Origin of the sequence: Sphingomonas sp. 3P27F8 (assembly GCF_005502745.1) — a bacterium.
Taxonomy (GTDB): Bacteria; Pseudomonadota; Alphaproteobacteria; order Sphingomonadales; family Sphingomonadaceae; genus Sphingomonas.
Map to the genome: position 1 here is coordinate 89,074 of NZ_SCNL01000002.1, position 23,222 is coordinate 112,295.

Annotated in this window: 23 protein-coding genes, 1 tRNA gene and 1 pseudogene; 20 read left to right on the forward strand and 5 right to left on the reverse strand. The window is 65.5% G+C overall.

Going from position 1 to position 23,222, the window contains the following annotated elements; translation table 11 throughout:
* Positions 1-3: 3 nt before the first annotated feature.
* Positions 4-738 carry a phosphatidylserine decarboxylase gene (locus FFS35_RS03010; protein WP_137785930.1) on the reverse strand — a complete coding sequence of 245 codons (735 nt, stop codon included), beginning with the start codon at positions 736-738 and terminating at the stop codon, positions 4-6.
* 143 nt (positions 739-881) lie between these two features.
* On the opposite strand from FFS35_RS03010, the gene FFS35_RS03015 reads away from it, so the two are divergent.
* The 3 genes from FFS35_RS03015 (at position 882) to FFS35_RS03025 (ending at position 5,288) form a co-directional block, all read left to right on the forward strand.
* Positions 882-2,102, forward strand: coding sequence for an NADP-dependent isocitrate dehydrogenase (locus FFS35_RS03015; protein ID WP_137785651.1), 1,221 nt, complete (start codon positions 882-884; stop codon positions 2,100-2,102).
* A 219-nt stretch (positions 2,103-2,321) separates the two neighbouring features.
* A complete protein-coding gene (locus tag FFS35_RS03020; protein ID WP_137785652.1) occupies positions 2,322-4,100 on the forward strand; it encodes a cation:proton antiporter in 1,779 nt (592 codons plus the stop codon).
* Positions 4,101-4,148: 48 nt separating this feature from the next.
* Positions 4,149-5,288 carry a glycosyltransferase family 1 protein gene (locus FFS35_RS03025; RefSeq protein WP_137785653.1) on the forward strand — a complete coding sequence of 380 codons (1,140 nt, stop codon included), beginning with the start codon at positions 4,149-4,151 and terminating at the stop codon, positions 5,286-5,288.
* Here FFS35_RS03025 and FFS35_RS03030 read toward each other — a convergent pair.
* Positions 5,285-5,575 (reverse strand): DUF2218 domain-containing protein, encoded by a 291-nt coding sequence (locus tag FFS35_RS03030; protein WP_137785654.1) that lies wholly within the window; start codon positions 5,573-5,575, stop codon positions 5,285-5,287. The genes FFS35_RS03025 and FFS35_RS03030 overlap by 4 nt on opposite strands.
* The gene (locus FFS35_RS03035; RefSeq protein ID WP_137785655.1) at positions 5,572-6,168 is read right to left on the reverse strand and encodes a PadR family transcriptional regulator; all 597 of its coding nucleotides are present in this window, start codon (positions 6,166-6,168) and stop codon (positions 5,572-5,574) included. The genes FFS35_RS03030 and FFS35_RS03035 overlap by 4 nt, the downstream gene beginning before the upstream one ends.
* Positions 6,169-6,265: 97 nt before the next feature.
* On the opposite strand from FFS35_RS03035, the gene FFS35_RS03040 reads away from it, so the two are divergent.
* From FFS35_RS03040 to FFS35_RS03110, 15 genes are all read left to right on the forward strand, one after another.
* Positions 6,266-7,585 carry a replication-associated recombination protein A gene (locus tag FFS35_RS03040; RefSeq protein WP_137785656.1) on the forward strand — a complete coding sequence of 440 codons (1,320 nt, stop codon included), beginning with the start codon at positions 6,266-6,268 and terminating at the stop codon, positions 7,583-7,585.
* Positions 7,569-8,939 carry a serine hydrolase gene (locus FFS35_RS03045; RefSeq protein WP_249341423.1) on the forward strand — a complete coding sequence of 457 codons (1,371 nt, stop codon included), beginning with the start codon at positions 7,569-7,571 and terminating at the stop codon, positions 8,937-8,939. The genes FFS35_RS03040 and FFS35_RS03045 overlap by 17 nt, the downstream gene beginning before the upstream one ends.
* On the forward strand, positions 8,936-9,280 hold the full coding sequence (locus FFS35_RS03050) for a hypothetical protein (RefSeq protein WP_137785657.1): 345 nt from the start codon (positions 8,936-8,938) through the stop codon (positions 9,278-9,280). Before FFS35_RS03045 ends, FFS35_RS03050 begins: the two co-directional genes overlap by 4 nt.
* Complete coding sequence (locus FFS35_RS03055) at positions 9,267-10,124, forward strand: hypothetical protein (RefSeq protein ID WP_137785658.1); 858 nt, start codon at positions 9,267-9,269, stop codon at positions 10,122-10,124. The genes FFS35_RS03050 and FFS35_RS03055 overlap by 14 nt, the downstream gene beginning before the upstream one ends.
* 33 nt (positions 10,125-10,157) lie before the next feature.
* Positions 10,158-10,233: transfer RNA gene (locus FFS35_RS03060), tRNA-Thr, on the forward strand.
* Between the two features lie 109 nt (positions 10,234-10,342).
* A complete protein-coding gene (locus FFS35_RS03065; RefSeq protein ID WP_137785659.1) occupies positions 10,343-11,038 on the forward strand; it encodes an endonuclease/exonuclease/phosphatase family protein in 696 nt (231 codons plus the stop codon).
* Complete coding sequence (locus FFS35_RS03070; protein ID WP_137785660.1) at positions 11,035-13,332, forward strand: patatin-like protein; 2,298 nt, start codon at positions 11,035-11,037, stop codon at positions 13,330-13,332. Before FFS35_RS03065 ends, FFS35_RS03070 begins: the two co-directional genes overlap by 4 nt.
* Before the next feature lie 54 nt (positions 13,333-13,386).
* Positions 13,387-13,701 carry a lipopolysaccharide assembly protein LapA domain-containing protein gene (locus FFS35_RS03075; RefSeq protein WP_137785661.1) on the forward strand — a complete coding sequence of 105 codons (315 nt, stop codon included), beginning with the start codon at positions 13,387-13,389 and terminating at the stop codon, positions 13,699-13,701.
* Positions 13,698-14,372, forward strand: a complete 675-nt coding sequence (gene pyrF / locus FFS35_RS03080; RefSeq protein WP_137785662.1) for an orotidine-5'-phosphate decarboxylase — start codon at positions 13,698-13,700, stop codon at positions 14,370-14,372. Before FFS35_RS03075 ends, pyrF begins: the two co-directional genes overlap by 4 nt.
* A 93-nt stretch (positions 14,373-14,465) precedes the next feature.
* Positions 14,466-15,101, forward strand: a complete 636-nt coding sequence (locus FFS35_RS03085; RefSeq protein ID WP_137785663.1) for a phosphoribosylanthranilate isomerase — start codon at positions 14,466-14,468, stop codon at positions 15,099-15,101.
* On the forward strand, positions 15,098-16,306 hold the full coding sequence (gene trpB, locus FFS35_RS03090) for a tryptophan synthase subunit beta (RefSeq protein WP_137785664.1): 1,209 nt from the start codon (positions 15,098-15,100) through the stop codon (positions 16,304-16,306). The genes FFS35_RS03085 and trpB overlap by 4 nt, the downstream gene beginning before the upstream one ends.
* Positions 16,303-17,103: a tryptophan synthase subunit alpha gene (trpA, locus tag FFS35_RS03095; protein ID WP_137785665.1), complete on the forward strand. Its 801-nt coding sequence runs from the start codon at positions 16,303-16,305 to the stop codon at positions 17,101-17,103. Before trpB ends, trpA begins: the two co-directional genes overlap by 4 nt.
* Positions 17,100-17,957 (forward strand): acetyl-CoA carboxylase, carboxyltransferase subunit beta, encoded by an 858-nt coding sequence (gene accD, locus FFS35_RS03100; protein WP_137785666.1) that lies wholly within the window; start codon positions 17,100-17,102, stop codon positions 17,955-17,957. Before trpA ends, accD begins: the two co-directional genes overlap by 4 nt.
* 9 nt (positions 17,958-17,966) lie before the next feature.
* Positions 17,967-19,316 carry a bifunctional folylpolyglutamate synthase/dihydrofolate synthase gene (locus FFS35_RS03105; protein WP_137785667.1) on the forward strand — a complete coding sequence of 450 codons (1,350 nt, stop codon included), beginning with the start codon at positions 17,967-17,969 and terminating at the stop codon, positions 19,314-19,316.
* Between the two features lie 68 nt (positions 19,317-19,384).
* Positions 19,385-19,819, forward strand: coding sequence for a DUF6628 family protein (locus FFS35_RS03110; RefSeq protein WP_137785668.1), 435 nt, complete (start codon positions 19,385-19,387; stop codon positions 19,817-19,819).
* Positions 19,820-19,821: 2 nt separating this feature from the next.
* On the opposite strand, the gene FFS35_RS03115 is transcribed toward FFS35_RS03110, so the two are convergent.
* Positions 19,822-20,253 (reverse strand): response regulator, encoded by a 432-nt coding sequence (locus tag FFS35_RS03115; protein ID WP_137785932.1) that lies wholly within the window; start codon positions 20,251-20,253, stop codon positions 19,822-19,824.
* Between the two features lie 142 nt (positions 20,254-20,395).
* On the opposite strand from FFS35_RS03115, the pseudogene FFS35_RS03120 reads away from it, so the two are divergent.
* Both FFS35_RS03120 and rsmD read left to right on the forward strand, forming a co-directional pair.
* Positions 20,396-21,097: pseudogene (locus tag FFS35_RS03120) on the forward strand (pseudouridine synthase); the annotation flags it as partial.
* A gap of 269 nt (positions 21,098-21,366) precedes the next feature.
* Positions 21,367-21,906 (forward strand): 16S rRNA (guanine(966)-N(2))-methyltransferase RsmD, encoded by a 540-nt coding sequence (rsmD, locus tag FFS35_RS03125; RefSeq protein ID WP_137785670.1) that lies wholly within the window; start codon positions 21,367-21,369, stop codon positions 21,904-21,906.
* On the opposite strand, the gene FFS35_RS03130 is transcribed toward rsmD, so the two are convergent.
* Positions 21,903-23,192: an MFS transporter gene (locus FFS35_RS03130; protein ID WP_137785671.1), complete on the reverse strand. Its 1,290-nt coding sequence runs from the start codon at positions 23,190-23,192 to the stop codon at positions 21,903-21,905. The two genes, rsmD and FFS35_RS03130, sit on opposite strands and share 4 nt — an antisense overlap.
* Positions 23,193-23,222 lie beyond the last annotated feature (30 nt).

Below are 23,222 nucleotides of genomic sequence, written 5' to 3' on the forward strand. Positions count from 1 at the left end.
CGATCACTGCGCGGTGCCGCTGACGGCGGGCTGGCCGTAACGCCCGATCACCGTCTCGCCTGCAACCGACCGCTGGCCGAGCGCGACCTGCGGCGTGCATCCTTCGGGAAGATAGACGTCCACGCGGCTGCCGAAGCGGATCAGGCCAACGCGCTGGCCCACCGCGACGATATCGCCGACCTTGGCGAAACCCACGATACGGCGCGCCACCAGCCCCGCGATCTGCGTGAAGCCCACACGGCGGCCATCATATCCCTCGACAACGAAATGCTGGCGCTCGTTATCCTCCGATGCCTTGTCGAGGTCCGCATTGAGGAACTTGCCCGAAATATAGACGACCTGCTTGATCGTGCCGGCGATCGGCGCGCGATTTATATGCACGTCGAACACCGACATGAAGATCGACACGCGCACCATCGGATCGCTGCCCAGCTCGCCGGTCAGTTCACGGGGCACAGGCACGCGCTCGATCATCGTGACGAGCCCGTCCGCCGGCGCGACGACCAGATCATCCCCGCGCGGCGTGGTGCGCACGGGATCGCGGAAGAAGGCGGCGACCCAAACCGTAAGCCCGAGCATCGGCCAGAAGAATATGTTCGACGCGATGGTGAGCAGCAGGGTCAGCGCGAAAGCGATGGCGACGAATTTCTGCCCCTCGGGATGCACGGCGGGAAAGCGCCACTTGACGGTAGTGGTGACGGGAAGGCCCGGGCCTTCCGGTTTATCTAGAGATGGCATCGGCATGATGTAGCCGCACGGTTCGTGACACACAACGCGCAGCTGCGCATTTTGCGCGCGTGGGTCTTGGCGGGCGAAAGGTTGATCCTCCGCGCCCTTCCCCCTATCGCGCTCGCCAAACCTCCCCTCTCAAGGAAATGGATATGGCGAAGATCAAGGTGAAAACGCCGGTCGTGGAGATCGATGGCGACGAGATGACGCGGATCATCTGGGAATGGATCCGCGAGCGCCTGATCAAGCCCTATGTCGACATCGAGCTCGACTATTACGATCTCGGCATCGAGCACCGCGACGCCACCGACGATCAGGTCACGGTGGACAGCGCGAAGGCGACACAGAAGTATGGCGTCGCCGTGAAATGCGCCACGATCACGCCCGACGAGGCCCGTGTCGAGGAATTCGGCCTCAAGCAGATGTGGAAATCGCCCAACGGCACGATCCGCAACATCCTGGGCGGCGTGATCTTCCGCGAGCCGATCGTGATCCGCAACGTGCCCCGTCTGATCCCGGGCTGGACGCACCCGATCGTCGTCGGCCGCCATGCCTTCGGCGATCAGTATCGCGCGACCGATTTCAAGGTGCCCGGCAAGGGCAAGCTGACGATGAAGTTCGAGGGCGAGGACGGGACGGTCATCGAGAAGGACGTCTATGATTTCCCCGCCGCCGGCGTCGCGATGGGGATGTACAACCTTGACGAATCGATCCGCGATTTCGCCCATGCCAGCATGAATTACGCGCTGGGCCGCAATTGGCCGCTGTATCTTTCGACCAAGAACACCATCCTCAAGGCCTATGACGGCCGTTTCAAGGATATCTTTGCCGAAGTGTTCGAGTCCGAATTCAAGGCAAAGTTCGCGGATGCGGGCATCGTGTACGAGCATCGCCTGATCGACGACATGGTTGCATCGGCGCTGAAGTGGAACGGCGAGTTCGTCTGGGCATGCAAGAACTATGACGGCGACGTGCAGTCCGATCAGGTCGCGCAGGGCTTTGGCAGCCTCGGCCTGATGACGAGCGTGCTGATGACCCCGGATGGCCGGACGATCGAGGCGGAAGCGGCTCACGGAACCGTCACGCGCCACTATCGCCAGCATCAGCAGGGCAAGGCGACCTCGACCAATCCGATCGCGTCGATCTTCGCGTGGACGGGCGGCCTCAAGTATCGCGGCAAGTTCGACGGTACGCCGGACGTGACGCGCTTTGCCGAAACGCTGGAACAGGTCTGCATCGAAACCGTCGAGGCCGGTGACATGACCAAGGATCTCGCGATCCTGATTGGCCCGGATCAGAAGTGGATGACGACCGAGCAGTTCTTCGAAAAGGTTCGCCTGAACCTTGAGAACAAGATGGCCGACTGGGCCTGATCGCCAGATCCGGCCGTCTGCCGGTGTCCCCCGCCGAAAGCGCCGCCAGGTCGCCCGCGGCGGGGGGTAACGAGCCGGATCGCGCCTGACGGTTGGCCGCGCGGAAGCGCTGTCGGGCGCTTATCGCGCCAACAGCGCGCCGCAGCGCCGCAGACCGATTTATGTTTTTTCATTGCCGGCGTCCTGACAGCCACCACCGCATCCGTTTAGGGTGCGTCGATGGCGATCGGATTGGACAATCAGGGTTTCAGTGACACGCTCGTGATTCTGGGCGCGGCGGGCATGGTGATCCCGGCCTTCGCGCGTTTCAGGATCAGCCCGGTGATCGGCTTCATCCTAGTCGGAATGCTCGTGGGCCCGGCGGGGCTCGGCGGGTTGGTCGATCAGGCGCCGTGGCTCTATTATTTCACGATCACCAATCCGCACGCGATCGAGCCCTTGGCGGAATTCGGCATCATCCTGTTGCTGTTCTCGATCGGGCTTGAGCTGTCGTTCCGGCGATTGTGGGCGATGCGGCAGCTCGTGTTCGGCACAGGCGCGGCGGAACTGATCGGTTCCGCGCTGCTGATCGGCGCGGCGCTGCATCTGCTGGGGCAGAACTGGGCGGGCGCGATCGGCCTGGGCATGGCGCTGGCGCTTTCCTCCACGGCGCTGGTGCTGCCGCTGGTCGGCACGACGAGCGCTGTGGGCCGCGGCGCGTTCGCGATGCTGCTGTTCGAGGATATCGCGCTGGTGCCGATCATCTTCGCGCTCGGGGCGATGGCGCCCACCGCGACGGCGGACGGCTGGCAGGGCCTGGCCGGCGTGGCGCTGCGCGGCGGGCTTACGGTGGTGGCGATGTATGTCGGCGGCCGGCTGGTGCTGCCGCGATTGTTTTCGCAGGCGGCGCGCACCAAGAGCCCCGAATTGTTTCTCGCCGCCTCGCTGCTGGTGGTGATCGTTGCCAGCGTGGCCACCACCGCCGCCGGCCTGTCGCCAATCGTCGGCGCGCTGCTCGCCGGGTTGCTGATCGCCGAAACCGAATATCACACCGAGGTCGAGGTGATGACCGCGCCGTTCAAGGGCCTTGCGCTCGGCGTCTTCCTCATCACCGTCGGCATGAGCGTGAACCTGTCGTCGATCGTCGAGAATTGGGTCGCCCTCGCGCTGGCGGTGACGGGGGTGGTCGCGATCAAGGCGGCCGTCACCTATCTGCTGCTGCGGGTTGCGAATGCCCGCCACGGCGTGGCGGCGGAAACCGGGCTGCTGATGGGCAGCCCGTCCGAAACCACGCTGATCGTGCTGGCGACCGCGGCACAGGCGCAGTTGATCCAGGCATCCACCGCCGCCTTCTGGCAAACGGTGACCGCGATCGGACTGACGATCACGCCGCTGCTCGCCAAGGCCGGCACGGCGATTTCGCGCCGGCTCGACCGGACGGACCACCATGCCGTGCCCGAAATCGGCGACAGCGCCCGCACGGTCGTGATCGGGTTCGGCCGTGTCGGCCGGATGGTCGCCGACATGCTGGCGGTGCATGCCCAGCCCTATATCGCGGTGGAAGCGGATATAGATGCAGTGAAGGAGGCGCGGATCGCCGGCTATCCGGTGATGTTCGGCGATGTGGCGCGCGGGCAGCTTGTCGACCGGCTCGATCTGCCTGCGGCGCGCGCGCTGATCCTCACGATGGACGATCCGGTGCTGACCGTGCAACTCGTCCGTCGCATCCGCGCGCTGGTTCCGGAGCTGCCGATCATCGCGCGCGCGCGCGACACGCGACACGCCGCCGAACTGTATCGCGCCGGGGTGACCGATGCAGTGCCGGAAACACTCGAAAGCTCGCTTCAGCTATCCGAAGCGGTGCTCGTCGATCTCGGGGTCGCGATGGGGCCGGTGATTGCCTCGATCCATGAAAAGCGCGACGAAATGCGCGAGATGATCCGGCGAGAGGCCGCGCTCACCCGCGAGCCGCGCATTCGCCGCGTTCGCCGCAAGAGCGAGATCGCGGCGGAGAGCTGATCGCGCGCCATCTAGTTTTCGCCATGATCGGCGGTTAACGGCGACGTCATGCAGCCGTCTGACCTTCGCGTAGCCCTGTTCAGCGGCAACTATAATTACGTCCGCGACGGCGCCAATCAGTCGCTCAATCTGCTGGTCGGCTATTTGCTGGAGCGTGGCGTGAAAGTGCGCGTCTATTCGCCGACCGTGCCGCAACCCGCCTTTCCGGCGGTCGGCGATCTCGTCGATGTTCCCTCCATCCCGATGATCGCTGGGCGCGGAGAATACAAGCTGGCCCGCGGCCTGCCCGCGAGGCCGCGCGCCGACCTGGAGGCATTCGCCCCGAACATCGTGCACGTCTCCGCCCCGGAATTCCTCGGTCATGCGGCCGTGCGCTGGGCGAAGGCCAATCATGTGCCCGCGGTCGCCTCGTTCCACACGCGGTTCGAGACATATTTCGGCTATTATGGCGTCGGCTTCCTGGAGCCGGCGGTGAAGGCGCTGATGACCCGCTTCTACAATCGCTTCGATCGTGTGCTGGTGCCCAGCAACAGCATGATCGAGCTGCTCGGTGAATGGGGCGTCAAGGCGCCGATGGGAATCTGGTCGCGCGGGATCAACCATGATCGCTTCCGCCCGGAGCGCCGCGATCTCGCCTGGCGGCGCTCGCTTGGCGTCGCGGATCACGAGATGGCCGTCGGCTTTCTGGGGCGGCTGGTGAAAGAAAAGGGCCTAGATATCTTTGCCGACGTCTCGGCCGAATTGAAGCGGCGCGGCGTGGCGCACAAGATCCTGGTGGTGGGCGAAGGGCCCGCGCGCGAATGGTTCGCCGAGCGGGTGCCGGATGCGGTGTTCACCGGCTTCCAGTCCGGCGATGCGCTCGGCCGCGCGGTGGCCTCGATGGATGTGTTCTTCAACCCGAGCGTGACCGAGACCTTCGGCAACGTCACCACCGAGGCGATGGCCAGCGCGGTGCCGGTCGTGGCGGCGCGGGCGACCGGGGCTGTCGATCTGGTCGAGGAAGGCGTGAACGGCTTCCTCGCATCGCCCCGCGATATTGCCGCTTATGCGGACGCGATCGCGCGGATTGTCGCCGATCCTGCGTTGCGCCACGCGATGGGCGAAGCCGGCCACCGCAAGGCAGCCGGCTATCGCTGGGATATCGCGAACCAGGCGGTGCTCGATGCCTATCTCGCGCTGCGCGCCTAGGCCTCACGCCAGTCGAAGGTAAGCGGCGCTTCACGAAAGGCGAAGCGATCGAGGTGACCGGAAACCACCGCGCGCATCCGATCGATATCCGCGCCCGCCACCACCGACAGCGCGAGATCGAGCGTCTCGGCATCGGCGCGCATATCGAGCCGGCTGCCGTCGGGAAATTCGATCGTCGCCTCCTCCGGCGAGAAGGTGACGGTCATCTTGTGGCTCCAGTGCTTGGCGAGTTGCTGGAGATAGCGGCTTGCCAATGCGGTCGGCACGCGGGCAACCGAGACGCTCACCGCAGCCGCTCGATCTTCTGCGCCACCTCATCGATCAGCGCGGCGACATCGTGCAGCGTATCTTGCGAGAAATCGCCCTTGGTTAGCCGGTGCTCCAGCGCCACGCGCAGATTGCCCATCGCGCGGCGGATCGGGGCACCATCCGTGCGCTGCCGCCGCTCGCCCACATTCTCCAGCCGCTCGATCAGCGCCTCGACCTGTTCGCGGTTCTCTTCGAGGTGCGCGCGCCCCTCGTCGGTGGCGGCATAGCGCTTGCGCTTCTCGTCGCCCGACGCCTGATCGGCGATAAAGCCCATTTCGTCGAGCAACGTCAGCGTCGGATAGACGATGCCGGGGCTGGGCGCATACTCGCCCCCGGTCAACTCCTCCACCGCGCGGATCAGTTCATAGCCGTGGCGCGGTTCATCCGCGATCAGCTTGAGCAATACGAGCCGGAGTTCGCCGCCGTCGAACATCCGCTTGCCCCGCCCGCCGCCGCCACCGTGGCCGCCGCGCCTGCCCCTGAAATCCCACTCGACGCTGAATGGCCCGCGCGACCATTCGCCGCGCGGCCCGCAATGGCGGCCCTTCCCGCTGTGCAATCCTGGAAACATCTTCGTCCTTTCGTATCTTGATCGTTCTAAGATATATCTTTTTATATCGCTCGCAAGTCCTGCTGCAAAAATCTTTCGCGCGCCCTATCTTGCGGCCATGGCCGACCTGTTCGCGGGCTATGAGCCCGCCTCCCCCGACGACACGCCCGCCGCCGATGCGCCGCTGGCCGATCGGCTGCGTCCGCGCCGGCTGGGCGACGTGGTGGGCCAGGAGCATCTCACCGGGCCGGAGGGCGCGATCGGGCGGATGGTCGCGGCCGGGCGGCTCTCCTCGATGATCCTGTGGGGCCCGCCCGGCACCGGCAAGACGACGATCGCGCGGCTGCTGGCGGACGCGGTCGGCCTGCGCTTCGCGCCGATCTCCGCTGTTTTCTCCGGCGTCGCCGATCTGAAGAAGGCTTTTGCCGAAGCGCGCGATCATGCCCGGGCGGGACGGCGCACCCTGCTGTTCGTGGACGAGATCCACCGCTTCAACCGCGCGCAACAGGATGGCTTCCTGCCCTATGTCGAGAACGGCACCGTCACGCTGATCGGCGCCACGACCGAGAATCCCTCGTTCGAGCTGAACGCCGCGCTGCTCAGCCGCGCGCAGGTGCTGATCCTGCACCGGCTCGATCGCGCGGCGCTCGACAGGCTGCTCGACCGCGCCGTGGAGGAGATGGGCCGCCCCCTGCCCCTCACGACCGCTGCGCGCGAGGCGCTGGTGGCGAGCGCGGATGGCGATGGCCGGTTCCTGCTCAATCAGGCCGAGACATTGTTCTCGGTGGAGATCGGCGACCCGCTCGATCCGGCCGGGCTGTCATCCTTTCTCCAGCGCCGTGTCGCGGTTTACGACAAGGATCGCGAGGGCCATTACAATATCATCTCCGCCCTGCACAAAGCGGTGCGCGGGTCGGATCCGCAGGCGGCGCTCTATTATCTCGCCCGTATGCTCACCGCTGGCGAGGAGCCGCTCTATGCGCTGCGCCGCCTGACGCGCATGGCGATCGAAGATATCGGCATGGCCGATCCCCAGGCGCTGCCGCAGTGCATCGCCGCCAAGGACGCCTACGAGCTGCTCGGCTCACCGGAAGGCGAACTGGCGATCGTGCAGGCCTGCCTGTATCTTGCCACTGCGCCCAAATCGAATGCGTCATACAGGGCGATGAAAGACGCATGGCGGATCGCGCGTGAAACCGGATCGCTGATGCCTCCCGCCAATATTCTCAACGCGCCGACACGGCTGATGAAGGACATCGGCTATGGCAAGGGCTATGAATACGATCACGATGCCGATGGCGCGTTTTCGGGCGCGAATTACTGGCCCGATGGCATGGCCGCGCAGCGTTTCTACGAACCGACAGGTCGCGGCTACGAAAAAAGGGTTGCCGAGCGGCTGGCGTGGTGGGACGAACGGCGGCGTGAAAAAAGCGATTAGCATTGCGCTGCTTGCGCTCGCCGTTCCCGTTTCGGCGCAACAGATCCGTCCCAGCTCGCTGCAGCCCTATAATCATGCGATCGCCGCCGGGTACAAGGCGCTGACCCTGTGCGAGGGGATATTCGACGCCGGGCGCAGCGAGGCGCAGATCGCAGCGGTCGAACTGCGCGGCATCTACCCCGAATATGACGCGATCGTGCCGATGCTGGCCGCCAGCGTCGATCGGCAGACGCGTGCCGTCACCGTCGCGTTCGATGCGCGGCTTGCCCCGCGCCGCGCGATGTGGCGCCCGCGCTACGGCTGTTATCTGTCGCCGATCAGCACGGCGACGCCCCGCGCCAATCCCGTTGCCGATGCGCCGGTCCCCGTCCCCGCCGACCCGCGCCCGTGGCCGATGGGGGATGCGGGCATCGCGCCCCGCCCTTCCCCCGCGCTCGCCGGTTTGCTCGCCCGCGCCTTCGATCGCGCCAGCTTCGGCGAGGAAAGCACGACCACAGGCGTGGTGATCGTGAAGGACGGTCGTATCGTCGCGGAGCAATATGCGCCCGGTTTCGGCCCGCTAGTGTCGAACCGCACCTGGTCGGTCGCCAAGAGTATCGCTGGCACGCTGGTGGGCATCGCCTCGACCACGGCGAAGATCGATCCACACCGGCCCGCGACGATCCCGGAATGGCGCCGCGCCGGCGATCCGCGCGCGTCGATCACGCTCGATAATCTCCTGCGAATGGCAAGCGGCCTTCACAGCGACACCGCCGGCAACCGCACCGACGCGATCTATTTCGGCGGCACGGCCGTTACCGAGCAGGCCACCGCATGGCCGCTGGAAGCGATGCCTGGCACACGCTTTCGCTATGCCAACAACGATATCATGCTCGCCGTGCGGAGCCTGCGCGCGACCCTGGGCGAGCCGCGTTACGCCAGCCTGCCGCACGACAGCCTGTTTCGCCCGCTCGGGATGGAACATACGGTTACCGGCACGGACTGGCAGGGCAATTACATCCTCTCCAGCCAGATCTGGACCACCGCCCGCGATCTCGCCCGGCTGGGACAGTTCTGGTTGCAGGATGGCGTGTGGCAGGGTCGCCGCCTCCTCCCCGCCGGCTGGATGCGCTACATGACGACCCCGGGCGGACCACAGCCGGCCGACGGCCCCGGCTATGGCGCGACCATGTGGCTGTTCGGCCCGAAACAGGGTCTTCCCGCCGGCAGCTACGCCGCGCAGGGCAATCGCGGCCAGTCCGTCATGGTGATCCCGCAGCACCGGCTGGTGATCGTCCGGCGCGGCGAGGATCCTGGCGCGGCGCGTTTCGATATCGCGCGCTTCTCCGCCGAGGTGATTCAGGCCACGCAATGAGGGGTTGGGCGGATGTCGTGGCGTTCGCGCGTTCGCTCCCCGATGTGGAGATGAGGCCGTTCTACGGCACGCCCTGCCCCAAGGTTAACGGCAAGGCGTTCGTTTCCCCCGGACGCGAGGCAGACAGTTTTCACGTCATGGCGACGCATGAGGAAAAGGCGCTGCTGCTGCTGCATACCGATCCAGCCACTTTCTGGCAGACCGCGCATTACGAGGGCTGGCCTGGCCTGCTCGTCCGCTATGGCGCGCCCGATCAGGATCGGGTGCGCAGCGTCATCGTGCGCGCGTGGTGGGATCGCGCGAAGAAAGCGCAGCGCGCGGTGTTCTGTGCGCGGCCCTGAGCGGTTCGAGCGGTTCGTCGCGATCGACTGGTCCGGCGCGAAGGGCGATCGCCATCGCGGGATCGCCATCGCGGAGTGCGGGATTGGCGATGCGGCGCCGGCCCTGGTCGTGCCCCCCGGCGGCATCTGGTCGCGCACCGGTGTCCTTGAGTGGATTCTCGCGCGCGCCGAAGCTCCTGTCCTGATCGGGTTCGATTTCAGCTTTTCCGCGCCTTACGTCGGTCGCGGCGCGCATCTGCCTGGCGAGACCACGGCGAGCGATGCGCGGGCGCTGTGGCGTCATGTCGACGAGCACAGCGAGGATATCGATCTCGGCGCGGCGAGTTTTCTCGAGGCGCGGCGCGGGCGGCATTTCTATCTCGGGGCGGCCGATGGGGTGAAGCGCGATTTCCTGCACTGGCGGGTATGCGAGACCGGCGGGGAGGGTTCGACCAAGCCTTCCAGCGTCTATGACGCGATCGGGGCGGCGCAGGTGGCGAAGGCGAGCTTCGCCGGGATGCGGCTGCTGCATCGCCTGTCGGGCCGGGTGGCGATCTGGCCGTTCGATCCAGTGCCATCCCGCGGCGCCACGATCGTGGAGATTTATACCGCGATCGCCGCGCGCGCCGGGGGCTTGCGCAAGGGGCGGAGCAAGGTGCGCACCGGGCAGGCTCTGGACGCGACGCTCGCCGCGCTCGGGTCTGCGCCGCACCTGGCGCTTGCGTGCTACGACGATCACGCCACCGACGCCGTTCTTGCCTCGGCCTGGCTTCGCCGCGCTTCTACGCGCAGAGAACTCTGGCAGCCGGAGCGCATGATCCCGCTTGTCGCGCAAAGCGAGGGCTGGACGTTCGGCGCCATCTGACGCATGGACACATCCAATCGCAAGGCTCCATGGGCCGGTTTAGCTCAGATGGTAGAGCACCTGATTTGTAATCAGGGGGCCGCGGGTTCGATCCCTGCAACCGGCACCATAGATTTCCGCGCCGACGGGAATTTCGGCCAACCTGGCCAATTTACGACGTATTTTACTATAATGACCCCAGGCAACCCGACGCCCCTCAGAAGCGTTACGAACCATCAATGATCCGCGTCGCCAGTTATAACATGCGAAAGGGCATCGGCACCGACCGGCGCCGTAATCCCGATCGCACGCTGGAAGTGTTGCGGGAAATCGATGCCGACGTTGTGGCGTTGCAGGAAGCCGACCGCCGGTTCGGTACCAAATCGGCTGTAATGTCTCCGCATCTCATCGCTGAGAACAGCGCGTGGAAGCCAGTCGATTTTGGCACGCGAAGCGGGTCGATGGGATGGCATGGCAATGCGCTGCTGGTGCCCAAGTCCGCTGAAATCGTCGACTGCGAGGTGATCCACCTGCCCGCGCTAGAACCGCGCGGGGCGGTGATGGCCGATCTGCGCTTGAATGGACGGACGCTGCGCGTCGTGGGCATGCACCTCGATCTTTCCGGTTTGTGGCGGCGACGGCAAGCCCATGCGATCCTCGCGCACATAAACGCGAGCCTGCATCAACATCCGACCGTGATGATGGGCGACCTCAACGAATGGACGCGCGCTGCGGGATGTCTGCGCGATTTCGACCGCGAATTTTCGTTCGCCGAAACCGGACCGAGCTTCCACGCGCGCAGACCAGTCGGGCGGCTCGACCGCATCATGGTATCGTCGGGGCTGCGCGTGCTCGATTGCGGGGTGCATCACTCCTATGCGGCGCGCAAGGCGAGCGACCATCTGCCGATCTGGGCGGATATCGCGGCGGCATGAGCACGTTGCGACCGCATGAGAAGGAATTGCGGCTGGCGCTAGTATGCTATGGCGGAATCAGCCTTGCGGTATACATGCACGGTATCACCAAAGAGGTTTGGCACCTCGCCCGCGCCAGCCGGGCAAGCCATGACGGCGAACCTTTGGCCGGCAGTGCCGGAGTTTACTGCGCGTTGCTCGACGAGATGGCGGCGGAAGGCGCGCTACGCCTCCGCATCCTCCCCGATATTCTGGCCGGGGCGAGCGCGGGGGGAATAAACGGCATCTTTCTGGCGCAGGCGATTTCCTCGGGCCAGTCCCTCGATCCCCTCACCGACATGTGGCTCGAGCGCGGCGACGTGGAGGCGCTTATCGACTCGGATGCCGCACCTGCCTCGCGCTTCTCAAAGGCTTGGGCACTCCCGCTGGCATGGATGGCGGCGGGACGCAGCGCCGAGAAACTGGAGGCGATTGACGAGGGCACACGGGAGGAGGTGCGCAGCAAGCTGTCGCTCTTTGTTCGCTCGCGCTGGTTCGAGCCGCCCTTCAGCGGCGCGGGGTTCACCGGAATGTTGCTCGATGCTTTCGATGCGATGGCCGCCGCGCCGCGCGGACCGAGGCTTTTGCCGCCGGGTCAACCGCTCGATCTTTTCGTCACCGTCACCGACTTCACGGGCCATCCCGAGCGGCTGCGACTTCATTCGCCACCCGAAGTGGTGGAAACCGAGCACCGCCTGGTTTTCCCGTTCAGCGATTACGGTGAGGTGCACGATACGCTGGCTCCCGCGGCCGAACTCGCGTTCGCCGCCCGCGCAACGTCCAGCTTTCCCGGCGCCTTTCCGCCGTTCACGGTGAGCGAGCTCGATGGCGTATTGAAGGAACGCGGCGTCGAATGGCGATCGCGCAGTGCTTTTCTCCGTCGCGTGCTCCCACGCCAGTCGGCGGCGAATGCTGCGGAAAAGGCAGTACTTATCGACGGGTCGGTATTGGCCAACGCGCCGTTCCGTCCAGCGCTCGATGCGCTGCGACAGCGCCCCGCGCGACGGCAGGTGGATCGCCGCTTCGTATATATCGACCCTTCTCCCGGCACCAAATTCCGCCTGTCCGGAGAGAGCCAGGGCGTACCTGGCTTTTTCCAGACGATCCTTGGCGCGATCAGCGAATTGCCGCGCCAGCAGCCGATTCGCGACAATCTGGAGGCGATCGCGGGACGTTCCGCGCGGATCGAAAGGATGCGTTCGATCCTGGATTCGGTACGGCCGGAAGTGGAGGCAAAGGTCGAGGCGCTGTTCGGCCGCACATTCTTCCTCGATCACCCGACCGGAGCGCGTATCGCATCGTGGCGGCGGCGTGCGCAAATAGCGGCCGTCGAGCAGGCGGGATATGGCTATGCCGCTTATGCACATCTCAAGCTGGTGGGTGTGATCGAATCAATTACCGTGCTGCTCCATGGCGTTGGCGGCGAGCCGGGGCCGCAACGCTGGCAGCGCATCCGTCGCCGGATCGAAGCGGCGCTGGTCGATCGTGGCTATGATGAAAAGTCGCCAGATGTCGCGGGCAGCGCGACGACGATCGACTTCCTGCGCACCTTTGATCTCGGCTTCCGCATCCGGCGCCTGCGGCTGATGTCGCGCCGGCTGACGGAGCTTGAGGCGGGCGAGACGACCGAGACGCTGCTGCCGATCCGCGACGCAATCTACGAATCGCTTTCCGCCTATCTTGATCGACAGAACCCGCGATCGCACCGCGCATTGAGCGGCGAGGTGCGCGCGCTGGGCAATAACGCCGGGGCGGTGCTTGACCAACTGGCGGAGTCGATGGGGCTGACCGCTCTCGATGCAGAAACCGACGCGCGGCTGGCGCAGGCACTTGGCAGGCTGCCCAAGGAACTGCGCCGCGACATGCTGCTGCGCTACCTAGGCTTTCCCTATTTCGACGTCGCGACACTGCCGCTGCTACAGGGCGAGGGCATCGATGAATATGATCCGATCCAGGTCGATCGCATCGCGCCCGACGACGCGCCCTCGATCCGCAGCGGCGGCGCCGAGGCCACGCTCAAGGGCATTCAGTTCAATAACTTCGGCGCGTTCTTCAGCCGTGCCTATCGTGAAAACGACTATCTTTGGGGACGTCTCCACGGCGCCGAACGGATGATCGATATCGCGGTTTCCGCCCTTGCCGCCGACGCAAGCCTTCGGCCTGGGCGCGTTGCCGCCATCAAACGTGCGGCGTTCATCGCCATTCTCGACGAGGAAGCCCCCCGCCTCCACACCGCCAGTGCGCTGATCGAGGCATTGCGCCGGGAAATCGGCTGAGACTGGAAAAAGTGCGCGCCGCCGGTTAGTCCCGCGACAGGCGGGAGAACACCGATGCAATTCCTGAAAATACTCTTCTGGTGCCTGATCGCATTTGTCGCGGCCGTATTCACCGTCGGCAACTGGAAATGGGTGACGATCCAGATCTTCGGCAACCTCGTCGCGGAGGTGAATCTGCCGGTGCTCCTGCTCGCGACCTTCCTGATCGGATTCCTCCCGACGCTGCTCTACCAGCGCGCGATGCGCTGGCGGCTGCGGCTGCGGCTGACCAATGCGGAACGCGCGCTCGCCGATCTGCGTGCTACCACGCCCAACCCGGTATCAACGCCGGTGGATGCCGCGCCCGCCGCTGGAGTAGCCTCGCTGTGACCAGCAGAATCTATGTCGCACTCGATACGCCGGACATCGGCCGCGCCCGCGCCCTTGCGGAGCGGGTTCGCCACCATGTCGGCGGGATCAAGCTGGGTCTGGAGTTCTTCGCCGCCAACGGCCGCAGCGGTGTGCGCGATATGGCGGAACTGGGGCTGCCGATCTTCCTCGATCTCAAGCTGCATGACATTCCGAATACCGTCGCCAAGGCGGTACAAGCGCTGCGCGGGCTGGAGCCGGCGATCCTGACCGTCCACGCCTCTGGCGGCCGCGCGATGCTGGAGGATGCGAAGGCGGCCGCGCCGACCGGTACTAAGGTGGTGGCCGTCACGATGCTGACCAGCCTCGACCAGCGCGATCTCGAAGCGACCGGCGTCGTCGGTTCACCACACGATCAGGTGCTGCGACTGACGGAACTGGCGATGAACGCGGGTGTGGATGGCATCGTCTGCTCTGGGGCAGAGGTGAAAGCAGCACACAAATTGTGGCCGAAGGGCTTTTTCGTTGTCCCGGGCGTGCGGCCCGCCGATGGCGCCGTGGGCGACCAGAAGCGTGTGGTCACCCCGCGCGCAGCGCTGAACGACGGCGCGTCGATCCTCGTGATTGGTCGCCCGATTACGCAGGCAGACGACCCGGATGCAGCAGCGCGCGCGATCGGCGCGATGCTCTGACGCCGCCTCGATCAAGATTACCGGACAATTTGCCCTGCGCCCGAAACCGAGCGGATGCGATTGTCCATCGCCACTCTTATATGGACCGCGACCATGCCCTCGGCCGTCAAAATCTGTGGCATCACCACACCCGAGACACTCGATGCCGCCATTGGCGGCGGGGCGAGCCACATCGGTTTCAATTTCTTCGCGCCTTCTCCGCGTCACGTAGATCCGGAGCGCGTGGCGGCGTTGACGATGCGCATGCCCACGCAGGTTCGCCGCGTCGGCGTATTCGTCGATCCCGATGACGCATTGGTCGAGATGGCGGTCGCGGCCGGCCGGCTGGAGGCGCTGCAACTGCACAAGACCAGTGCCGCCAGGATCGCCGAGGTCGCGCGGCGCACCGGCCTCGAAACCTGGGCGGTCGTCGCGGTCAAGACGCGCGACGATCTCGATCAGGCGCGCGACTATGCCGGCTCGGCCCAGCGTATCCTCTACGACGCCAAGACGCCCGATGGGGCCATGTTGCCCGCCGGCATGGGCCTCCGCTTCGACTGGTCGCTGCTCGACGGCTTCCGCCACCCGCTACCCTGGGCGCTCTCGGGCGGACTCGATGCCGGCAATGTCGGGGAGGCAATACGGCGCACAGGCGCGCCGCTCGTCGACGTCTGTTCCGGCGTGGAGATCACACCGGGCGTGAAGGACGTGGACAAGATCGCGGCTTTCCTTAAGGCGATTTCACGATGACCACGCCCAATTCCTTTCGCGCCCAGCCTGACGAACGCGGGCATTTCGGCGATTTCGGCGGCCGCTATGTCGCCGAGACGCTGATGCCGCTGATCCTTGACCTGGAGCGCGAATATCGCGCGGCGCAGACCGACCCCGCATTCAAGGCGGAATTCGAGGATCTGCTCGAACATTATGTCGGCCGCCCGAGCCCGCTTTATTTCGCCCCCAGGCTGACCGCGGAGATCGGCGGTGCGCAGATATGGTTCAAGCGCGACGAGTTGAACCACACCGGCGCACACAAGATCAACAATTGCATCGGCCAGATCCTGCTTGCGATCCGCATGGGCAAGACGCGGATCATCGCCGAGACGGGCGCGGGCCAGCACGGCGTGGCCACCGCTACCGTCTGCGCGCGCTTCGGCCTGCCTTGCGTGATCTACATGGGCGCGAAGGATGTGGAGCGGCAGCAGCCCAACGTGTTCCGCATGAAGCTGCTTGGCGCGGAGGTGCGCGCGGTCACCTCTGGCGCCAACACGCTCAAGGATGCGATGAACGAGGCGCTGCGCGATTGGGTCGCGAATGTCGATGATACGTTCTATATCATCGGCACCGCCGCCGGCCCGCACCCCTATCCGGAACTCGTCCGCGATTTTCAGAGCGTGATTGGCCGCGAGGCACGCGCGCAGATGCTCGATCGAACCGGCCGGCTGCCAGATCTGCTGGTCGCCGCGATCGGGGGTGGATCGAACGCGATCGGGCTGTTCCATCCCTTTCTCGACGATTCCGAAGTCCAGATGCTCGGTATCGAGGCGGCCGGCGAGGGGCTGGACCTGCGGCATGCCGCCAGCCTGGCGGGCGGCTCCCCGGGAATTCTACACGGTAACAAGACCTATCTGCTGCAGGACGAGGATGGCCAGATCGCCGAAGCGCACTCGATCTCGGCGGGGCTCGATTATCCGGGGATAGGTCCGGAGCATTCGTGGCTAAAGGATATCGGGCGGGTCCGTTATGAGAGCGTAACCGATACGGAGGCGCTCGACGCGTTCCAGCTGCTCTGCCGGACCGAGGGGATCATTCCCGCGCTTGAGCCAAGCCACGCGATCGCCGCCGTCGCGCGGGAGGCGCGCACGATGCGGCCCGATCAAATCATACTCGCCAATTTGTGCGGTCGTGGTGACAAGGACATCTTTACCGTCGCAGAGGCGCTGGGAGTGAAGATATGAGCCGGTTCGCCAGTGCGTTCACGGCCGATCGCGCTGCCCTGATCTGCTTCGTGACGGCCGGCGATCCGACGCCGGGCGCCACCGGTGCGATCCTCGACGCGCTCGTCGCCGGGGGCGCGGACGTGATCGAGCTCGGCATGCCCTTCACCGATCCGATGGCCGATGGTCCGGCGATCCAGGCCGCCAACCTGCGCAGTCTCGCCGCCGGAACGACGACCGCCGCGATCCTGGATATCGCCCGCGCATTCCGCGTGCGGCACCCGGATGTGCCGCTCGTGCTGATGGGCTATGCCAATCCGATGCTGCGGCGCGGCGCGGACTGGTTCGCCGCCGCTGCGACCGACGCCGGGGTGGATGGCGTGATCTGCGTCGATGTGCCGTCCGAGGAGGATGACGCGATCGGCCCGGCGTTGCGAACAGCAGGCGTAGATTTCATCCGGCTTGCCACGCCGACCACCGACGCGGCGCGCCTGCCGGCCGTTCTGGCGGGCGCGGGCGGCTTTCTCTATTATGTGTCGGTTGCCGGGATCACCGGCTTGCAGCAAGCCGCGCAGGCCTCGATCGAGGAAGCGGTCGCGCGCCTCAAGGCAGCCACCGATCTTCCCGTAGCGGTCGGCTTCGGTGTCCGTACGCCCGAACAGGCGGGGGCGATCGCGCGAGTCGCCGATGGAGTGGTGGTCGGCTCCGCGATCGTCGAACTGGTGGGCAGACACGGTGTGGATGCGCCAGCAGCCATAACCACATATATACGCACGTTGAGCGACGCGATCCGCGCCGCCCGCAAGGAAACGAAATGAGCTGGCTTTCGAGCGTCCGCAACGCGCTGTCTTCGGTCATCACGAAAAAGGACACGCCCGACAATCTATGGCACAAGTGCAAGGGTTGTGGGCAGATGGTCTTCACGCGGGAGATGGAGGAAAACCTCTATGTCTGCCCGAAATGCGATCATCACGAGCGGATCGGCCCCAAGGAGCGCTTCGCGCAATTGCTTGATGAGGGGAGCTGCGTCGAACTCAATGCACCGCGCACCCCGGAAGACCCATTGAAGTTCCGTGATTCCAAGCGTTACGTCGATCGCCTGAAGGCAGCCCGCGCCAGCACCGGCGAGAGTGACGCCTTCATCAACGCTCGCGGCACAATCGAAGACCATCGTGTCGTGATCGGCGTGCAGGATTTCGCGTTCATGGGCGGATCGATGGGCCAGGCCGTGGGCGAGGCATTCATCCAGGGCGTCGAGGCGGCGATTGCGGACAAGGCGCCCTATATCGTTTTCACCGCATCGGGCGGCGCGCGGATGCAGGAAGGCATTCTCAGCCTGATGCAGATGCCGCGCTCGACAGTGGCGATCCAGATGCTGCACGACGCGGGCCTGCCCTATATCGTCGTACTGACCGATCCCACCTCCGGCGGGGTGATGGCCGCTTACGCGATGCTGGGCGACATCCACATCGCCGAGCCCAAGGCGACGCTGGCGTTCACCGGTCGCCGCGTGATCGAGAATACCATCCGCGAGAAGCTCCCGGACGATTTCCAGACGTCGGAATATTATCTCGAGCATGGCATGATCGACATGGTCGTGCATCGCAAGCATCTGCGCGAACAACTGGCCACCGTCATTTCATATCTTTGCCACCGGCGCGCCGCCGCCTGAAACGCGGTCATGGCCGATCATGCGATTTCGGCCGATCCGGCGGTGCAGGCGCAGCTTGATCGCCTGTGGTCGTTATCGCCTGGCGCGGACGTGCTCGGGCTGGAGCGGATCACCCGGCTGCTGGATCGCATCGGCAATCCGCATTTGCGCTTGCCGCCGGTTTTCCATGTCGCCGGCACCAACGGCAAGGGATCGACCTGCGCCTTCTTGCGGGCGGCGCTCGAGGCCTCGGGCTTGCAGGTGCATGCCTATACAAGCCCGCACCTCGTTCGCTTCAACGAGCGTATCCGGCTTGCGGGGCAGTTGATTGACGACGCCGCGCTCGCCTGGCTGCTGGCGGAGGTGCTGGACGCCGGCGGAAATCTCGGCGCCAGCTTCTTCGAGGTGACTACCGCCGCCGCTTTTCTTGCTTTCGCCCGCATTCCTGCGGACGTCTGTGTGATCGAAGTCGGGCTGGGCGGTCGCCTGGACGCGACCAACGTGATCCCGGCGCCGCTCGTCTGCGGCATCGCGGCTCTCGGCATAGATCATGAAGCCTTCCTGCTTGTGCCCGAAGAGGGCACCCCTCCCGCGCCGCTTGACCGTATCGGTTTCGAAAAAGCGGGAATCGCCAAAGCGAACGTGCCGCTCGTAACGCAGCATTATCCGCCGTCCGTGGCTGCGAGCATTGCGGCGGTCGCTGAGGAACGCCGCGCACCGATTATCGCGCGCGGGGTGGCATGGGAGATCAGGGAAGAACGGGATACGCTTCGCTATCGTGATAGCAACGGCGACATCACGCTTCCGCAACCCGCCTTGGTCGGGGCCTATCAATCGGCAAACGCGGGCCTCGCGGTCGCCATGCTGCGACACCAGCACCTGTTCACGATTGACACCCCCGCCATCGCGGCCGGTATTGCTGGCGCCGGCTGGCCAGCCCGGATGCAGCGGCTGGGCAACGGCCCGCTGGTCGATCGTCTGCAACCTAATCAGCGCCGCCACGGCGTGTGGCTTGATGGCGCGCACAACCCATCCGCCGCCGCCGCGATCGCCGGATCGTGGGGTCCCGACGCGCCGACCACCATCATCATCGGCATGCTTGCGAACAAGGATGCGGAGGGCGTGCTCAGCCATTTGATCGGCAACCGGGCCGACTGCCACGTGATTGCGATCCCCGTACCCGGCCACGCCTGTCACCAGCCTGCCACTTTGGTCAGCATAGCAGAACGATATGGCGCAGCCTCTGCGGGGATAGCGGCGAGCGTAATCGATGCGGTCGAGCTTCTGGCACAATCGGGTATCGGTGAATCCGTATTGATAGCCGGTTCGCTCTATCTCGCCGGTGAAGTTCTGGCGGCAAACGACGAATTGCCGAACTGATCGATTTAATTGCGATTGACTTGCAGTAGCGGAAATATCAGGATCGCGAGCGAGAGGAATCGCTCCATATGTCCCTGCCTTCAACCGCCCTAGCTTCGGCAGCGCTTCCCTATCCGCTGCCCCCTTGCGCGAATGCACGCACGCTCTTGTTCGCGATCAGGCGGATGGGAGCGCATGGCCTTTCAGACGCGCGTGCCGCCCATGCGATCTTCACGCTGTTTCGGGAGCGCTTTCGCCGGCCGCTCACGTTGCTGCGCGCACTGATGGCCGATCTGGCGGGAAACGCTGCCCTGCCGATCGCGATCGCACCTTGCTGTTGCGCGCGGATGACGATCGCCGAGTCGAGTCTGCTCACGATTATCGCGCGGGTCGAAACCGCGCCGGAGACGGCCGCCCTGTTGCTCGCGGATCTGATCGGTGTTCGTCGTCCCGATAGCGTGCTGGCCAGCGCCGCCGCGGTTGCCGCCGCATTTGCCGATGAAGGTCGCCCCGTCTTTCGCTAGTCTCAGGCGGCGGAAGCGAAGAGCCGAAGCCCATTCGGAAGCCGACGTGGCGCTGCACCATCAAGCAGCGCCTCGATCGCGCGGATCGCCGCCAGCAGATCGCGCTGCGCAAACGGCTTGGCGAGGCAGCCCGCCGCCAGGGTTTGCGCTTCCGCGGGCAGATTACCCGTTACGAACAGCACCTGTACGCCGCGCGCGTTCGCGGCTCGCGCTACATCCAGGCCGCTCCCGTCCGCCAGCTCTACATCGACGAGCACCAGATCGATCTCGTTCTCGCGGTCGATGATCGCCACGGCCTGCCCGACGGAATCGACAGTGGCGACGATCTCATACCCTTCATCGATTAGCAGATGCTCTGCGTCGAAAGCGACGAGCGGCTCGTCCTCGACCAGCAGAAGGCGCGTGATCCGCCGCTTTTTACGCCCGAACAACATCGTGTGTATCATGCCGCCTGCTGTGCCCTCTCGCCTTAACGCGGCGATTTCACATTCGACGCAAATTTTTTCGCGCACGCAACGCAAGCAATGTATCAGCCGCGTCATGCCGAGCCGTTCTTCAGACCAGCGCCCCACTCACCGCATCGCAAAGCTCCTGGCGCGCGCCGGAATAGCCTCCCGCCGCGAGGTGGAGCGGATGATCGCCGAGGGGCGCGTCGCAAAGGACGGCGTGGCTCTCACGACCGCCGCAACGTTGCTCACATCGCTTCACGGCGTGACGGTCGATGGCGAGCCGGTGGCGGAAACGCCGCCGCCCCGTCTCTTCATCTTTCACAAGCCATCGGGCGTGCTCACAACCGAGCGCGATCCGCGCGGGCGGCCGACGATCTACGACCGTCTGCCACGCGATCTTCCACGCCTGGTCCCGGTCGGTCGCCTCGATTATAATACCGAGGGCCTGCTGCTGATGACCAACGACGGCGGATTGAAGCGCCAGCTTGAGTTACCCGCTACCGGCGTTGAGCGCGCCTATCGGGCGCGCGCTTTCGGCCAGGTTTCGCAGCAACAGCTCGAATCGCTGATCGAGGGCGTAGAGATCGATGGCATCCGCTATGGCTCGATCGATGCCAATATCGAGCGTCGCACCGGTGCCAATCTGTGGATCGAGATGATCCTTACCGAAGGGAAGAACCGCGAGGTCCGCCGCGTTCTCGAACATCTCGGGCTGGAGGTGAATCGCCTGATCCGCATTCGATACGGCCCATTCGTGCTGGCGGACCTTCCGGTCGGGGCGATCGGTGAGATACGACAGAACGATCTGGTCGCCTTTCGCCAATCGCTCGAGCGCAAGGGGCTGCAGCTTGGCGCGATCGCCGTGACCGCATCCGCCTCCTCACCCGCGTCGCGCCCACGACGAAAGACAGACGCCGGCGGACCGCGCCCCGCTCGCCCGGTTTCAACAGCTACCGCACCGGCGCCCGCGACCGACGGCAAGCCGCGTCCCGGCAGTCCGCCCGGCGCCACGCCCGCCGCGCGTCCTGCGCGGCCGCCGCAGCGCAAGGCCGGCTGGGCCAGGCCGAAGCCGCGGCCTGGGCCTGGAAAGCCACGCAAATGAGGATCATCGCCGGTCAGTGGCGCGGACGCCCGCTCGTCGCGCCGAAGGGCGACACCACCCGCCCGACCGCCGATCGCACGCGTGAGGCATTGTTCTCGATGCTCGCCAGTCGCGTTGGCAGTTTCGAGGGGCTCGCGGTGGCGGATCTGTTCGCGGGATCAGGCGCGCTCGGCCTCGAAGCGCTGTCACGCGGCGCCGAACGTTGCGTGTTTGTCGAGCAGGACAAGCCCGCCCTGGACGCCTTGCGCACCAATATCGCCAAGATGGGTGCGACCGGCGCGGAAGTACGCGCTACCTCCGTTCTGTCGCTCGCGCTGTCGAACCAGCCACTGGACGTCGTGATGATGGACCCGCCCTATGCCACCGGCGCTGGGAATGTCGCGCTGGACCGGCTGGCGCGGCTCGGCTGGATCGGACCGGCGACTTGGGTGAGCATCGAGACCGCGCACAACGAGCCGGTCGACGTGACCGGATTCACGATCGACGCGGATCGCAGGCACGGGCGCGCGCGGCTGACGCTCCTGCGCCTGGCCTAGGGACCCTCGACCACCATCGGCAGCACCCCGCGCCGCGGCCGCAACGCAATCAGCGCGATCAGGCTGAGCAGCGCCGCCACGGCGAGATACAGACCGACCGAAGCGATCCCGCCGCCGCGCTGCGAAAGCCATTGCGCCACCACGGGCGTCAGCCCTCCTCCGATGATCCCCGCCATGTTGAAGGCAAGGCTGACGCCGGTATAGCGCACCCGCGCCGGAAAAAGCCCCGGCAGCCACGCACCCAGCGGACCATAGACGAAGCCCATCACCAGCAGCGCGAACGACAGCGCGCTGAAGATGGTCGGCAGCGTGCCTGAGCCGAGACCGGGCACCAGCACGAACCCCGCGACGATCGCACCGATACATCCCCAGATCAGCACGTTCGCGGGCGAGGTGCGGTCAGCCCAGATACCCGACAGGACGATGCCGACCGCCATGAACAGGATAGCGCCAAGCTGGAGCGCCAGGAACGTCTGGCGATCGATCCCGAGTGTCGTGGTCGCGTAGCCGAGCGCAAACGCCGTCGCGATATAATAGACCGCGAAACAGGCGATCGCTCCAAACGTGCCGCCGAGCGCTGGCCGCCAGTGATTGCGCAGCAGTTCGCCCATCGGCACGGCGGGTGGCGCGCCTTCCTCCAGCACTTTCGCAAACGCCGGCGTCTCCGCGATCCGCAGCCGCACCCACAGGCCAAGCCCGACCAGCACGATCGAGAGCAGGAACGGCACGCGCCAGCCCCATGCCATGAAGTCCTCTGCCGTCATCGTCAGCCCGAGCACCAGAAACAGCCCATTCGCCGCGATAAAACCGATCGGCGCGCCGAGTTGCGGCACCATGCCGTAACGCCCGCGCCATCCTGGCGGAGCATTCTCGACAGCGAGCAGCGCCGCACCGCCCCATTCGCCGCCCAGCCCAAAGCCCTGCCCGAACCGCAAAAAGCACAGCAAAATCGGCGCCCACCATCCGATCGTCGCGAAGGTGGGAAGGAATGCGATCGCGAGCGTCGAACCGCCCATCAGCATCAGCGAGGCGACAAGCGTCGATTTCCGCCCGATCCGGTCGCCGTAGTGCCCGAATACCCATGCCCCGACCGGCCGTGCGACAAAGGCAACGGCGAGGCTGGCATAGGAGGAAAGCAGTTGTACCGATGCGCTTTCCGCCGGAAAGAACAGCGGGCCGAAAACCAGCGCGGCGGCCGTCGCATAAATATAGAAATCATAGAATTCGACCGTCGTGCCCACTAGGCTGGCGATCAGGATGCGGCGGGTGGATGCGGCCGATGTCATGTCATCTTCCTTCCGCATTGCCCCAGCCCG